At 65.4% G+C, this 13,301-nt stretch carries 14 protein-coding genes; 6 read left to right on the top strand and 8 right to left on the bottom strand.

Going from position 1 to position 13,301, the window contains the following annotated elements:
• Positions 1–21: 21 nt before the first annotated feature.
• Genes thiD through HMPREF3036_RS02850 form a run of 5 tightly spaced genes read right to left on the bottom strand, consistent with a single transcriptional unit; the run spans position 22 to position 5,956 of the window.
• The gene (gene thiD, locus HMPREF3036_RS02870; RefSeq protein WP_062331405.1) at positions 22–861 is read right to left on the bottom strand and encodes a bifunctional hydroxymethylpyrimidine kinase/phosphomethylpyrimidine kinase; all 840 of its coding nucleotides are present in this window, start codon (positions 859–861) and stop codon (positions 22–24) included.
• On the bottom strand, positions 822–2,135 hold the full coding sequence (locus HMPREF3036_RS02865) for a 3-deoxy-D-manno-octulosonic acid transferase (RefSeq protein ID WP_005433852.1): 1,314 nt from the start codon (positions 2,133–2,135) through the stop codon (positions 822–824). Before HMPREF3036_RS02865 ends, thiD begins: the two co-directional genes overlap by 40 nt.
• Positions 2,132–3,094 carry a lipopolysaccharide heptosyltransferase I gene (gene waaC, locus HMPREF3036_RS02860; RefSeq protein ID WP_005433853.1) on the bottom strand — a complete coding sequence of 321 codons (963 nt, stop codon included), beginning with the start codon at positions 3,092–3,094 and terminating at the stop codon, positions 2,132–2,134. The genes HMPREF3036_RS02865 and waaC overlap by 4 nt, the downstream gene beginning before the upstream one ends.
• On the bottom strand, positions 3,095–4,549 hold the full coding sequence (locus HMPREF3036_RS02855; protein WP_062331402.1) for a glucose-6-phosphate isomerase: 1,455 nt from the start codon (positions 4,547–4,549) through the stop codon (positions 3,095–3,097).
• A gap of 24 nt (positions 4,550–4,573) precedes the next feature.
• A complete protein-coding gene (locus tag HMPREF3036_RS02850; protein WP_062331399.1) occupies positions 4,574–5,956 on the bottom strand; it encodes a phosphomannomutase/phosphoglucomutase in 1,383 nt (460 codons plus the stop codon).
• Positions 5,957–6,167: 211 nt separating this feature from the next.
• Here HMPREF3036_RS02850 and rfaE1 point away from each other — a divergent pair, with 211 nt between their 5' ends.
• The 4 genes from rfaE1 to rfaE2 are packed head-to-tail and all read left to right on the top strand — an operon-like array spanning position 6,168 to position 9,171.
• Positions 6,168–7,088 (top strand): D-glycero-beta-D-manno-heptose-7-phosphate kinase, encoded by a 921-nt coding sequence (gene rfaE1, locus HMPREF3036_RS02845; RefSeq protein WP_051008970.1) that lies wholly within the window; start codon positions 6,168–6,170, stop codon positions 7,086–7,088.
• 12 nt (positions 7,089–7,100) lie between these two features.
• On the top strand, positions 7,101–8,105 hold the full coding sequence (gene rfaD / locus HMPREF3036_RS02840) for an ADP-glyceromanno-heptose 6-epimerase (protein WP_005433860.1): 1,005 nt from the start codon (positions 7,101–7,103) through the stop codon (positions 8,103–8,105).
• A complete protein-coding gene (gmhB, locus tag HMPREF3036_RS02835) occupies positions 8,102–8,680 on the top strand; it encodes a D-glycero-beta-D-manno-heptose 1,7-bisphosphate 7-phosphatase (protein WP_231853556.1) in 579 nt (192 codons plus the stop codon). Before rfaD ends, gmhB begins: the two co-directional genes overlap by 4 nt.
• A complete protein-coding gene (gene rfaE2 / locus HMPREF3036_RS02830; protein WP_062331396.1) occupies positions 8,677–9,171 on the top strand; it encodes a D-glycero-beta-D-manno-heptose 1-phosphate adenylyltransferase in 495 nt (164 codons plus the stop codon). Before gmhB ends, rfaE2 begins: the two co-directional genes overlap by 4 nt.
• Before the next feature lie 83 nt (positions 9,172–9,254).
• On the opposite strand, the gene galU is transcribed toward rfaE2, so the two are convergent.
• Positions 9,255–10,094, bottom strand: a complete 840-nt coding sequence (gene galU / locus HMPREF3036_RS02825) for a UTP--glucose-1-phosphate uridylyltransferase GalU (protein WP_005433865.1) — start codon at positions 10,092–10,094, stop codon at positions 9,255–9,257.
• A gap of 107 nt (positions 10,095–10,201) precedes the next feature.
• Here galU and HMPREF3036_RS02820 point away from each other — a divergent pair, with 107 nt between their 5' ends.
• A complete protein-coding gene (locus HMPREF3036_RS02820; protein ID WP_005433866.1) occupies positions 10,202–11,026 on the top strand; it encodes a symmetrical bis(5'-nucleosyl)-tetraphosphatase in 825 nt (274 codons plus the stop codon).
• A gap of 7 nt (positions 11,027–11,033) precedes the next feature.
• Here the strand turns inward: HMPREF3036_RS02820 and HMPREF3036_RS02815 are convergent, their stop codons facing one another.
• Together HMPREF3036_RS02815 and ruvX are read right to left on the bottom strand one after the other, a co-directional pair.
• Positions 11,034–11,885, bottom strand: a complete 852-nt coding sequence (locus tag HMPREF3036_RS02815; protein WP_062331393.1) for a lysophospholipid acyltransferase family protein — start codon at positions 11,883–11,885, stop codon at positions 11,034–11,036.
• 11 nt (positions 11,886–11,896) lie between these two features.
• On the bottom strand, positions 11,897–12,292 hold the full coding sequence (gene ruvX, locus HMPREF3036_RS02810) for a Holliday junction resolvase RuvX (protein ID WP_005433870.1): 396 nt from the start codon (positions 12,290–12,292) through the stop codon (positions 11,897–11,899).
• Between the two features lie 151 nt (positions 12,293–12,443).
• Here ruvX and galE point away from each other — a divergent pair.
• On the top strand, positions 12,444–13,301 hold an 858-nt coding region (galE, locus tag HMPREF3036_RS02805; RefSeq protein WP_062331388.1), incomplete at its 3' end, for a UDP-glucose 4-epimerase GalE.

The following is a 13,301-nucleotide window of genomic DNA, read 5'->3' as shown; positions in this document are numbered from 1 at the left end:
TCAAGGAGACGTTACAAATTTTTACACCCTCTCCTTCCAGAGGCGCCAGAAGTGGTTCGTGGGACCGTGGCCGTGGCCGACGTCGAGCTCGCCTGCGTGTCGGACGGCGCCCGTCAGGTACTCCTTGGCGCGGCGGCAGGCCTCGGGCACGTCGACCGACTGCGGCAGGAAGGCCGCGATGGCGGACGAAAGCGTGCAGCCCGTGCCGTGCGTGTTCTTCGTCGGTACGCGGGGAGCCGTGAAGGGAACCGAGACGACGTTGTTGAAGAGCAGGTCGTAGGCGGACTCGCCCTCAAGATGGCCGCCCTTGAGATAGACCCAGGCGTTTCGACGCCCGAGGAGCTTCCAGAGCTCGCGGGCGACTTTGGGGAACTCCTCCTCCGTCACGTCCTCTTCTCGTCCGAGAAGGCACATGGCTTCGGGCAGGTTGGGCGTGATGATGGTGGCGAGCGGCAGGAGCCTCTCCTTCAAGGCGTCGACGGCGTCAGCCGCAAGCAGCCGGCTGCCGCCCTTGGCGACCATGACGGGGTCGAGCACCACGAAGCGGGGCTTGCGGCGCACGAGCGCGTCGGCCACCGTCTCGATCTGCTCGACCGTGCCGAGCATGCCGATCTTGACCGCGTCGATGCGAACGTCGTCAAAGAGCGTGTCGATCTGCTCCTTGAGGAAGGTCGCGGGCACGGGCATGACGCCCGTGACGGTCTGCGTGTTCTGAGCGGTCAGGGCCGCGATGACGCCGCAGGCATAGGCGCCGCAGGCGCTCATGGCCTTGACGTCGGCGAGAACGCCCGCACCGCCCGAGGGGTCCACCCCCGCGATGCTTACGACGTTAGGGATGCTGTTTTCTGTGCCTTCTGCCACAAGACCTCCAATATCGTCATCATTCGCTGAGTCGCGCCCGCATACTGCCTCGAAAAGCCGAGGGCAGCCTCGCTCGCGCTCACGCGGGTTTCGGGAACGTCAAGCCAGTGCTCGAACCGGTCGAGTGCCTCCTCGGGAGTCTCGACCTGCACCATGGCGCCAGCGGACAGGCCGTCGCGGATGACCTTCTGAAAGTTGAAGATGGACGGTCCCACGACGATGGGCGAGCCTGCAAGCGCGGGCTCGATCACGTTCTGGGAGCCGTGGTTCTGAAAGGATCCGCCCATGGCCGTCATGTCGGCCAGAGCGCAGTAGAAGCTCATTTCGCCCATGCTGTCGCCGAGCACGACGTCGGTGTCGGCGGGCACGTCGGCGGGCTCCGCAATCTGCGAGCGGCGGCAGACCTTGAGGCCTGCGCCGGTGAGCGTGCGGAAGACCTCGTCGAAGCGCTGCGGATGACGCGGCACCAGCCAGAACTGCGCACGCCTGAGAAGTTCGGGACGGGTGGCCATGGCCTTCGCAAACAGCACCTCCTCGCCCTGACGGGTCGAGGCGATGAGCGCGACGGGGCGGCTGAGCGACGCCTTCCAGGCACGCGCGGCGGCCTCCTGGGAGGCGTTCGGACGGATATCGAACTTGACGCTGCCGCAGACGGTGACGTTGCGTCCGCCAAGGCTCTCAAGACGCTCCTTGTCCTCCTCGCTCTGCGCGAGGATGGCCGTGAAGCTGCCGAAGGCGGGGCCCATCACGTCGAGGAACTTCTCGGCCTGAGCGCGGGACTTCTCGCTTTCGCGCGCATTGGCAAGCACCATCGGCACGCCGCACCGCTTGGCCTCGCTCATGAGGTTCGGCCACACCTCGGTCTCCATGATGATGCCGATCGTGGGCTGGGTCTGGCGGAAGAACTTCTCGACGGCATACGGCGCGTCGTAGGGCAGATAGCACTGATGGATGCGGTCGGGCGCAAGCGCCACAAGCTTGGCGCCGGCCTCGCGACCCGTCGGCGTCATGTGCGTGAGCAGCACGTCGCACTCGGGCCAGCGCTCGAGAACCGCCTCGAGCAGCGGCTTAGCGGCATTCGTCTCGCCCACGCTCACGGCGTGGATCCAGACGCGCGGACGCCCCGTCTTGAGCGGAAAGCTCGACCAGGCGAAGCGCTCGTCCCAGAACTGGCGGTAAGCGGGCTGGCGGCGGGAGCGCCACATCAGATAAAGACTGGCGAGCGGGAGCGCAACGACGCTCACCGCCCTGTACATGGACGGAGTGATTCTCACAAGCGTTCTCCCTGAACGGCGACGAGCGCCTTCCAAACCTCGTCGACGTCCGGACACTGTCCGATGCCGCCGAGGCTGCGCACGGGACCGTCCCCGACAAGCTTCAGGGTCTCGGTCGGCGTGGAGACGAAGATGCCGACGCTCGGACGACCGAGCGCCGCCCCGAGATGGGCAAGCCCCGTGTCGACGCCCACGACGCACTCGGCACGGGCCAGCGTGGCGGCCGTCGTCGCCAGAGTGGTCCTCGGAGCCACTTCGGCGCCGGGAATGGTCCTGACCAGACGCTCCACGCGCTCGCGCTCGACGTCGCTGCCCCAGAAGAGAACGCTTCTGAGGCCTGCGCCGGCGAACTTGCGGCCCAGATGCGTCCAGTACTCCTCGGGCCAGAGCTTTTCGTCACGGCTCGTATTGACGGCCAGCGCCGCATAGGGACCGGCGGGCTTCACGGACGGCTCCGCATTCGCCTGCAGGCCGAAGACGGGCCTTTCGGGATCGATCTCGTAGCCGAGAGCTTCGGCTGCGGCCATGCGGTAGCGGCGCACGGCGCCGAGCGATGCGGGCAGATCAAGCTTGCGGGCATAGGCGAGCGAGGCGATCGGCTCGCGGGCCGTGCCCCAGCTGTAGCCCGTGGCGGGAACGCCCGCCCAGCGGGCGACCATCGCCGAGCGCATCAGCCCCTGGATGTCGAGCACGACGTCGTAGTGTTCGGCGCGAAGCGCATTCTTCACGTCCGCCATTTCGGCTCGGACGGGACCCGAGAGAATGGCCTTGCGCCAGCGGCGGAAGGCCGTCACGTGAACCTTGGAGACTGCGGGGGCGAGCGTCGGAATGTCGCGGAAGCTCTCTTCCGCAACCCAGTGAAGCTCGGCCTCGGGCAGAGCCTGCCTGATGTCATGAGCCACGGGCAGCGCATGAATGATGTCGCCCATGGAGGAGGACTTGATGACGAGGATCTTCAATTAAAACCTCACCTCTTCCGCAACTGCAGCCATCGGATCCTCGCCACGTTCGGCGCGCTTGCTCAGGCGCTTGCCAAGCTCGACGCCGGGCTGGTCGAAGGGGTTGATGCCGAAGAGCGTGCCGAGCATCGTCGTCTTGTGCTCGTACATGGCCATGAGCGCGCCGAGGCGGCGCGGCGTCACGGCGTCCATCACGATGGCTGAGACGGCGTTGAAGCAGGGATTGTCGGGATCGCGCATGATGAGCGCCTCGGCCTGAGCTCGGGCGTTGGCGAGCAGCACGCGGTAGTGCTCCGCATAGCGGTGGCCGGGCATCTCGCTCCAGAGGAGATCGATGCTGGCGCGGCCCGTGCCTTCGCGAAGCCACTGGTAGAAGCTGTGCTGGGCCTCGTTGCCGTTTGCGCCCCAGACGGCCTGGCCGGTCCTGCCGGGGATGCGGCGGCCATCAGGCGTGTGGTGCTTGCCGAGCGACTCCATCTCGAGCTGCTGCAGCCAGGGCACGATCACGCGCAGGCGCTCGTCGTAGGGCAGCACGCAGTGCGTGCTGATCTCGAGGCGGTTGGCGTTCCAGAACGCAATCATGGCCAGCGTCGCGGGAAGGTTCTTCTCAAGCGGCGCCGTCAGCGAGTGGCGGTCCATTTCGGCCGCGCCCTGCAGGAACTCGAGGAAAACCTCGGGCCCGAGAGAGAGTGCGAGCGGCAGGCCCACTGCGCCCCAGACGGAGAATCGGCCGCCGACCCAGTCCCACATGCGGAAGAAGTTCTCCTCGGGCAGGCACATCTGGGCGGCCGCGTCGGGGTTGGCCGAGACGACCACCATGTGGTGCGCACGGTCCGTGCCCACGATGCCGTGGTTGAGCAGCCACTGGTCGACGGCTGCGGCGTTGACGAGCGTCTCGCGGGTACCGAAGCTCTTCGAGGAGACGACGACGAGGGTCGTCAGCGGATTGCAGACGTCGAGAATGCGCTCAAGGAGCACGCCGTCGACGGTGGAGAGAAAATGGACGCGGATCTTCGGATTGGAGGGACGAAGCGCATGGTAGACCGCGTGCGGCCCCATGTCGGAGCCGCCGATGCCGACGTTGATCACGTCGGTGATGCGGTCACCCCTGCAGCCGAGGCGGATGCCCTCGCGCACCTGGCGCGCGAAGTCGAGCATGCGGCGACGCTCGCGGTCGACCTCGGCGAACTTCGGCGCACCGGCCGAAAAGGATCGCAGCGAAGTGTGAAGCGCTGCGCGCCCTTCGCTCGGATTGACGATCTCGCCCGCCATCATGCGGCGGTGCGCCTCCTCGACGCCGCGCGTGCGGCAGTGGTCGACAAGGCGCTTGAGGTCCTCGCCCGTCAGGCGCTGGCGGGAGATGTCAAGGCGGATCCCGCAGGCGGTCACCATGGTGTCCACGCCTGCGCTGTCGCGCAGGAAGGGAAGCAGGGTCCAGTTGTTCGAATCAGTCATGAGGAAAATTCCTAACGCGGTCTATCAGAAGGGAAGCTCAAGCGACGGCTCGACCTTGAGCAGCACCTCCGCAAAGGTCTTCTTGATGCGCTCGAGCGCCTCGGGCGTGTCGCCTTCGAGACGAAGCACGACGACCGGCGTCGTGTTGGAGGAGCGGGCGAGCGCGAAACCGTCGTTCCACTCGACGCGCACGCCGTCGATCGTGATCACGTCAAGCGCGTCGTCAAAGCGGGCCTCCTTCTGCAGGCGGGCGATGAAGGCCTTGTTCTCGCCTTCGGCCATGCGGATCTGCAGTTCGGGCGTGTTGACGGCGCTCGGGAGCGCTTCAAGCGCGGCGGACGGATCCGCCTCGCGGGAAAGGATTTCAAGGATGCGGGCGCCGGCATAAACGCCGTCGTCAAAGCCGGGCCAGCGGCCGTCGTTGAAGAAGAGATGGCCCGACATCTCGCCCGCGAACGGAGCGCCCGTCTCGCGCAGCTTGGCCTTGACGAGAGAGTGGCCCGTGCAGCTGATCGTCGGGACGCCGCCGCAGGCTTCGATCCAGGGCACCAGACGGCGCGTGCACTTGACGTCGTAGACGATCTGGGCGCCGGGATGATGCGCAAGGATGTCCTTCGCAAAGAGCATCATCTGACGGTCGGGATAAATGATCTCGCCCGACTTCGTCACGACGCCGAGGCGGTCGCCGTCGCCGTCGAAGGCGAGGCCGAGCTCGATGCCGTCCTCAAGAACCGCCTTCTTGAGGTCCTCGAGATTGGCGGGCTTGGAGGGATCGGGATGATGGTTCGGGAAGGTGCCGTCAACGTCCGTGAAGAGTTCGGTCACCTCGCAGCCGAGGGACTTGAAGAGCCTGGCGGCGACGGGGCCGGCGACGCCGTTGCCCGCATCGATCGCAATGCGCATTGGGCGCTCGAGGCGCACGTCGGAAAGGACGCGCTCGAGATAGGCGGGCACCACGTCCTCACGGCGGATCGTGCCCGGCACCTCGGCCGTGCACCAGTCCTCGTTCCGGATGCGGGCGAGAATGTCCTGAATCTGGTCGGCGAAGAGCGTGATGCCGCCGATCATCATCTTGAGGCCGTTGTATTCGGGCGGATTGTGCGAGCCGGTCACGGCGACGCCCGTGCCGTTGCCGAAGTGGACGGTGGCGAAGTAGAGAACAGGCGTCGGCACCATACCGATGTCGATGACGTCCACGCCTGCGGAAGTGATGCCCTCCATCAGGGCGCCCGCGAGCCTCTCGCCCGACAGGCGGCCGTCGCGGCCGACGCAGAACGAGGTCCTGCCGGCCTCGTGCGCCATCGTGCCGAGCACCCGGCCGATCTGGCGGACGGCATCCTCCGTCAAAGTCTTGTCAACAATGCCGCGAATGTCATAAGCCTTAAAAATAGAGACGTCGGGCGCCATAATTTCTTTCCTCGTATTAGTCCGCAGGCGCTGGAACGGGGCCTGCGCCTGCTTCAGGTAATTAGATAATTGTAGCCAATCGGTGACTTCCGCCCAAAACCCGATTGCAACCGTTGGCAAACGCACGGCCGCGCCGACGCGAGGGCCCGCCAACCATTACAATCAGGGCACGTCTACCACCATGGCGGCCGTTGCGCCGCCCGCAAGTTTTATGGACAAACAGACTCTTTCCAAAGCCCGCGTTCTCGTGACGGGCGATGCCATGCTGGACCGCTACTGGTTTGGCGACGCCGAACGCATCTCCCCCGAAGCGCCGGTTCCCGTTGTGCGCATCAGCCGCACCGAAGAGCGCCTCGGCGGCGCGGCCAACGTCGCGGTCAACATCGCCAGCGTCGGCGGCCGCTCCTCCCTGCTCTGCGTCGTCGGCAACGACGAACCCGGCCGCACGCTCGAACGCTTTGCGCGCGAACAGGGCATCACGCCGCACTTCCAGTTCGACGAATCGCTCGACACGACCGTCAAGTTGCGCGTCGTGGCCCGCCAACAGCAGATGCTTCGCTGCGACTTCGAGTCGCATCCCGCCGAGGAGGTCCTCAACAAGCACCTCGACAAGTTCCGCGCCCTGCTCGCCGAACACGACGCCCTGATTCTCTCCGATTACGGCAAGGGCGGCCTCTCCCACATCGTCTCCATGATCGCCATGGCGCGCGATGCGGGCATCCCCGTCCTCATCGATCCCAAGGGCGACGACTACTCGCGCTACCGCGGCGCCACGATGCTCACGCCCAACCGCTCCGAACTCCGCCAGGTCGTCGGCTCCTGGAGGACCGAGGAGGAGCTCACCGCCAAGGCCCAGGGCCTGCGCGCCGAGCTCGGTCTCAAGTACCTCCTCCTCACCCGCAGCGAGGAAGGCATGACCCTTTACTTTGAAGGCGGCCAGATCACCGTGCCCACTCAGGCGCGCGAGGTCTACGACGTCTCGGGCGCGGGCGACACCGTCATCGCCATCCTCGCCACCATGCTCGCCACGGGCATGACCGTCGAGGAGGCCGTCCGCACGGCCAACCGTGCCGCCGGCGTGGTCGTCGGCAAGCTCGGCACCGCCACCGTTTCTTATGAAGAACTCTTTTAAGGATTGACTGCCATGAGCATTCTCGTCACCGGCGCCGCCGGCTTCATCGGCTGCAACAACGTTCTCGCCCTCAACGAGCGCGGCATCACCGACATCATCGCCGTCGACAATCTCGAACGCGGCGAAAAGTACCAGAACCTTGCCAAGTGCAGCATCTCCGACTACTTCGACAAGCGCGACTTCATCGCCCGCGTGCGTGACGGCTCCGCTCCGAAGCCCGAGGCGATCTTCCATCAGGGTGCCTGCTCCGACACGATGGAGCACGACGGCAAGTACATGATGGAGAACAACTACCGCTACACGCTTGAGCTCTACCGTTGGGCCCAGGAACTCGGCATTCCCTTCATCTACGCCTCCTCCGCCGCCACGTACGGCGCGCACCAGGAGTTCATCGAGGACGTCCGCTATGAAGGCCCGCTCAACGTCTACGGCTACTCCAAGTACCTCTTTGACCAGGTGCTTCGCCGCGAACTCAAGAGCCTTCGCGCTCCCGTGATCGGCCTGCGCTACTTCAACGTCTACGGCCCGAACGAGCAGCACAAGGGCCGCATGGCCTCCGTCGCCTTCCACCAGTACTTCCAGTACCGCCGCACGGGCAAGGTCAAGCTCTTTGAAGGCTGCCTCGGCTACGGCAACGGCGAGCAGTCCCGCGACTTCGTCTATGTCGGCGACGTCTGCAAGGTGCTTATGCACTTCCTCGACAAGCCCGTCTCCGGCGTCTACAACTGCGGCACGGGCCGAGCCCAGCCGTTCAACGACGTCGCCCTGTCCGTGATCAACGCCCTGCGCGAACACGACGGCAGGCAGCAGCTCACGCTCGAAGAGGCCGTCGCGACGGGCGAGCTCGAGTACATCGCGTTCCCCGAAGCCCTCAAGGGCAAGTACCAGGCCTTCACGCAGGCCAACCTCGAGAACCTGCGCAAGGCCGGCTGCGACGTCGAGTTCCGCACGGTTCAGGAGGGCACCCGCGAGTACATGCAGAACCTCCTCGCCGCCTTCCCGAACGTGGAAGAATGATGAGAAAGGCCGCATTTCTCGACCGTGACGGCGTGATCAACATCGATCACGCCTACGTCCACAAGATCGAGGAGTTCGACTGGGTTCCGGGCGTCCTTGAGGCCGCCCGCGCCCTCTCGGAAGCAGGCTACCTGCTCGTCGTGGTCACCAACCAGTCGGGCATCGGACGCGGATACTACGACGAAGCCGCTTTCACCCGCCTCACCGACTGGATGAAGGCCCGCTTCGCCGAGGCGGGCGCCCCCGTCGCAGGCGTCTACTTCTGTCCACACCATCCCGAAAAGGCGAATCCGCCCTACCGCATGGACTGCGACTGCAGGAAACCCCGTCCCGGCATGCTTCTCAAGGCTGCCGAGGACCTCGGCATCGACCTTTCGACCTCGATCATGTTCGGCGACAAGCCGGGCGACATGACGGCAGGCCGCGCCGCAGGCTGCGTTGAGCGCATTCAGCTCGGCACCGACGGCCTTGAGGCCCCCGTTCCCTCCGCGGACGCCACCGGGGCCTTCAGGAGTCTGGCCGACGCCGTCGCCTCCCCCTGGTTCGCACAACTCAAGCAAAGGAGTCTCCCGTGAGCACCCGTCTACCCGCCCCTGCCTTTGAAGGCAAGATCTGCACGATGGACGAGCTCGCCGAGCGCGCCGCCGCGCTTGCGCATCCGGTCGTCATGACCAACGGCGTCTTCGACATCCTGCACCGCGGCCACGTCACCTACCTCGCCCAGGCCCGCAGCCTCGGCGGCAGTCTCGTCGTGGCCATCAACAGCGACGCCTCCGTCAAGATGCTCGGCAAGGGCGACGACCGTCCGATCAACACCGAGGCCGACCGCGCCGCCGTACTCGCCTCGCTCGAGTCCGTCTCCCTCGTGGTCGTCTTCCAGGACAAGGTGCCGCTCAAGGCCGTCGAGCTTGCCCACCCCGACATCTACGTCAAGGGCGGCGACTACCGCATCGAGGACCTCCCCGAGGCGAAGCTCGTCTCCACCTGGGGCGCCAGGACCGTCACGGTTCAGTTCGAGCACGAACGCTCCACCACGGCCCTTCTGAAGAAGGTCCGCGGCGCCTGACGGCCTCCCGAAGCCCTCTGAAACAACAAAACCCGCACGGCTGTCGGCCTGTGCGGGTTTTGTCATTCTTGCGGAAGGCGGGATCAGTTGATCTTGAAGCCGCGCTTGCGTGCGAAGTGAATGGTCGCGTCAAGGAAGCCCTGCTTGCTGCCGCAGTCAAAGCGCGTGCCCTCGAAGCGGTGGGCGTAGGTCGGCACCGTGTCGAGCGACGAGGCGATGCCGTCGGTGAGCTGGATTTCACCGCCGACGCCGACCGTGACCTTCTCGAGGTAGTCGAAGACTTCGGGTTCGAAGACGTAGCGGCCGATCACGGCCATGCGGGACGGCGCGACCTTAGGGTCGGGCTTCTCGACGATGCCGCGCATCTGGGAGGTCTGCAGGCTCGTGTCATCCACGCTCACGATGCCGTACTTGTTCGTGGCTTCGGGAGCAACGTCCTGGACGGCGATCACGGAACCGCCGCCGCGGGCTTCGCGCACGGCCGTCAGCTGGCCGATGCAGGAGCTCGGAGCGTCGACGAGGTCGTCGGCGAGCATGACGCCGAAGGGCTCGTCACCCACGACGGGCTTGGCGCACAGCACGGCGTGGCCGAGGCCGAGGGCTTTGGGCTGGCGGATGTAGATGCACTTGACGCCGGCGGGAACGATGCCGCGCACGAGCTCGAGAAGCTCGTCCTTGCCCTTTTCCTCAAGCTCGCGCTCGAGTTCGGGATAGGAGTCGAAGTGGTCCTCGATGGCGCGCTTGTTGCGGCCGGTCACGAAGATCATTTCGGTGATGCCCGCCGCAGCGGCTTCCGCCACTGCGTACTGGATCAGGGGCATGTCGACCACGGGGAGCATTTCCTTGGGCATCGCCTTCGTGGCGGGAAGAAAGCGGGTGCCGAGACCGTTGACGGGGAACACGACTTTGCGAACAGGCTTCATTGTCTTGTGACCAATAAAAAGTACAATTGAGAAAATCAGGGTTGTCCCTCAGTCGGGGCAATCAACGCTGTAATTGTCGTAAAGACTAGCACGAATTAGAGATTCTTATGGTCACGAACCCGTACTTCGCCATCGGCGACCTGCAGGGCTGTCTGGAAAGCCTGGACGGTCTGCTCGAACAGCTCCCGGAGGACGCCCCGCTCATCTTCCTCGGCGATCTCGTCAACAGGGGGCCCGAATCGCTAGCGACCCTTCGGCGCGTCGCTGGCCTCGGCAGCAGGGCGCGATGCCTGCTCGGCAACCACGACCTGCACCTTCTGGCCGTGGCGGCGGGTGCGAGCAAGGTGCACAAGAAGGACACGATCGGAGAAATCTTCGAGGCGCCCGACGCGGACGAACTCATCGAGTGGCTCAGGCACCAGTCCATCATGATCGAAACCGAGGACGCCGTCTTCGTGCATGCGGGCGTTCATCCGCTCTGGACGCTGGAAAAGGCCAGGGGACTCGCACGCGAGGCCGAGGCCGTGCTGTCGGGGCCCGACTGGAAGGCCATGCTCCAGCAGATGTACGGCAACAGCGACTGGGACGACGGGCTCAAGGGCGGCGAGCGCATGCAGGCCATTCTCAACTGCTTCACGCGCATGCGTTTCGTGGACAAAAAGACGGCCGAGCTCGACTTCAAGCAGAAGGAGGACATCGGCTCCGCACCCAAGCACCTGATCCCGTGGTTCGAATACTCGAAGCGCCCCATGGCGGGCACGCCCATCTGCTTCGGCCACTGGTCCATGCTGGGCCTCATCCGCCGCGACGACATCGTGGCCATCGACACGGGATGCCTGTGGGGCGGGAAGCTCACCGCCGTGCGCTTCCCCGACAGGCGGATCTATCAGGAGGACTGCCCCTGCTGGGCAGACCCCTTCAAATACAAATAAGTCCGTCTCAGACGGTCTTTTCGGCTTCGGCCTTCGTTTCGGACATGGCCTGCAGGCGGCGCCTGCGGGCCTCTTCGCGTTCAGCGGTGACGTCGGAGACGCCGAGCGCCCCCGACATGAGCGCGGATGCCTCAAGGCAGAGCGCCTGGCGGGTCTTTCCGTCGACGGAGACGGAATCGAGCACCGTCACCTCGACGCCGAGTCCCGGCGTGAAGAGGATTCGCTTGAGGACCGTGAAGAGCGCGACGTCCCCCGCATAGGAAACGAGCCCGCTCGGCTTGCCGTCGAGCGTGTATCGGAGCGTCACGGGCAGAATCTGCGCGCCCGAGCGGACGGCGGCCTCGAAGAGATTCGGATGAAAAGGCAGAAGCTCAAGGCCGTTGCCCGTCGTGCCCTCGGGAAAGAAGAGCACGTTGGTGCCCTCGTTGATGGCGCCCGCCATGGCGTCGGCGATCTCAAGCACGGCGCGCTTGCGGCTGCGGTCGATGAAGAGCGTGCCTGTTCCCCTGGCGATGAAGCCGAAGACGGGCCAGGAGGCGATCTCCTTCTTGGCGACGAAGCGGCACGGAAGGACCGCATCGAGGATGAAGATGTCGATGAAGGAAACGTGGTTTGCACAGACCATGTAGCCCGGTCCCTCTCCGTTCACGCCGCATTCGGCGCTCTGCGCGACGGGCACCGCGCCCCTGACGGTCATGCGCACGCCGAGCACGCGCATGAGCACGCGGCAGACGCGCCTGACGCAGCGGCCGCGGCCCTTGCGGCCGACCAGCGGGAAAAGCACGAGAAGGATGAAGAGGATCACAAGGATCATGATCCCCACGGCGGCCATGCGGCCGCATCCGATGACATAGCGCATGAAAGGCTTCCTCAGGCGACGGCGTCCTGCTCGTCGAAGTACTGTTGCAGGATGACGGCGGCGGCCTCGTCGTCGATCTTGTCCGCGCCGTGTTCGACCATCACGGACGAGAAGCGCTCGTCGACGGTGCGCACGGGCAGGCGGAAGCGGCCGCCGAGCTGGCGGGCGAAGCGCTCGCAGCGGGGCGTGAGGTCGCAGTCCGTGCCGTCCCCGTGACGGGGTACGCCGACCACCAGAAGCACGGGCTCCCATTCCTTCACGAGGGCCTCGACGGCCTTCCAGCGCTCGTCGTTCGTTCTGGCATGAATGATCGTGACGGGCTGCGCGCTACGCGTGAGCGTATTGCCCGAGGCGACGCCGGTTCTGGCCAGTCCGAAGTCAAAGCAGAGTACGGTTCCTTCCTGCATGCTCGATCCTGCAAAAAAACTGTGATTATACGGCCGGGCCGCACGCCGATTCGGGAAGACTGTTGTTGCAATCACGCCGCAGCATTACAATGCCACCATCCCAGGGGACGGCGCTCCCGCGCCTCCCGTCTTCACCTCGCAGGACCCAGACATGAACATTCTGCTCACCGGCGGCATGGGCTTCATCGGCTCCCATACGGCCGTCGTGCTCATCGAGGCCGGCCATGACGTCGTGCTCTTCGACAATCTCTCCAACGCCGACCGCTCCGTTCTCGACCGAATCGAGACGATCACGGGCCGTCGCCCCGTCTTCATCGAAGGCGACATCCGCGACGCCGCCGCCATGGAGAAGGCGCTCGACGGCGTCGACGCCGTCATTCACTTCGCAGGCCTCAAGGCCGTGGGCGAATCCGTCAGCAAGCCCGTCGAGTACTACGACAACAACGTCAACGGCACGCTCGTGCTGCTCGCGGCCATGCGCAGGAAGGGCGTCAACCGCATCATCTTCAGCTCCTCGTCGACGGTCTACGGCACGCCCGAGACGCTTCCCCTCACCGAGGATTGCCCGACCGGCGAACCGACGAACCCGTACGGCCGCTCGAAGCTGCACATCGAGCAGATTCTCGCGGACGTCTGCCGCGCCTATCCCGAATTCAGCGCCGTCTGCCTGCGCTACTTCAACCCGATCGGCGCCCATCCCTCGGGCCTCATCGGCGAGGATCCCAACGGCATTCCGAACAACCTGCTGCCCTACGTCGCCCGCGTGGCTCACGGCACGCTGCCCCGCCTGCGCGTCTTCGGACACGACTACCCGACGCCCGACGGCACGGGCGTGCGCGACTTCATCCACGTGATGGACCTCGCCGACGGCCACGCCAAGGCCGTGCCCTACATCATGAACCACACGGGTTGGATCGCCATCAACCTCGGCTGCGGCCGCGGCTACAGCGTCCTCGAAGTCGTCAAGGCCTTTGAAAAGGGTTCATCTCGGAAGTCCGTGGAACGCGGC

The organism is Sutterella sp. KLE1602 (assembly GCF_001578585.1).
Taxonomy (GTDB): domain Bacteria; phylum Pseudomonadota; class Gammaproteobacteria; order Burkholderiales; family Burkholderiaceae_F; genus Sutterella; species Sutterella wadsworthensis_A.
The sequence above is the reverse complement of the archived record's forward strand: the minus strand, read 5'-3'. Positions and strand labels throughout refer to the sequence as shown.

What these genes read in the sequence shown, in the direction of transcription:
- rfaD (WP_005433860.1), top strand. Translation starts at nt 7,101, where the DNA reads ATGAGCATTCTCGTCACCGGCGCCGCCGGCTTCATCGGCTGCAACAAC.
- gmhB (WP_231853556.1), top strand. Translation starts at nt 8,102, where the DNA reads ATGATGAGAAAGGCCGCATTTCTCGACCGTGACGGCGTGATCAACATC.
- galU (WP_005433865.1), bottom strand. Translation starts at nt 10,094, where the DNA reads ATGAAGCCTGTTCGCAAAGTCGTGTTCCCCGTCAACGGTCTCGGCACC.
- ruvX (WP_005433870.1), bottom strand. Translation starts at nt 12,292, where the DNA reads ATGCAGGAAGGAACCGTACTCTGCTTTGACTTCGGACTGGCCAGAACC.
- rfaE1 (WP_051008970.1), top strand. Translation starts at nt 6,168, where the DNA reads ATGGACAAACAGACTCTTTCCAAAGCCCGCGTTCTCGTGACGGGCGAT.
- HMPREF3036_RS02855 (WP_062331402.1), bottom strand. Translation starts at nt 4,549, where the DNA reads ATGACTGATTCGAACAACTGGACCCTGCTTCCCTTCCTGCGCGACAGC.
- HMPREF3036_RS02850 (WP_062331399.1), bottom strand. Translation starts at nt 5,956, where the DNA reads ATGGCGCCCGACGTCTCTATTTTTAAGGCTTATGACATTCGCGGCATT.
- HMPREF3036_RS02820 (WP_005433866.1), top strand. Translation starts at nt 10,202, where the DNA reads ATGGTCACGAACCCGTACTTCGCCATCGGCGACCTGCAGGGCTGTCTG.
- HMPREF3036_RS02815 (WP_062331393.1), bottom strand. Translation starts at nt 11,885, where the DNA reads ATGCGCTATGTCATCGGATGCGGCCGCATGGCCGCCGTGGGGATCATG.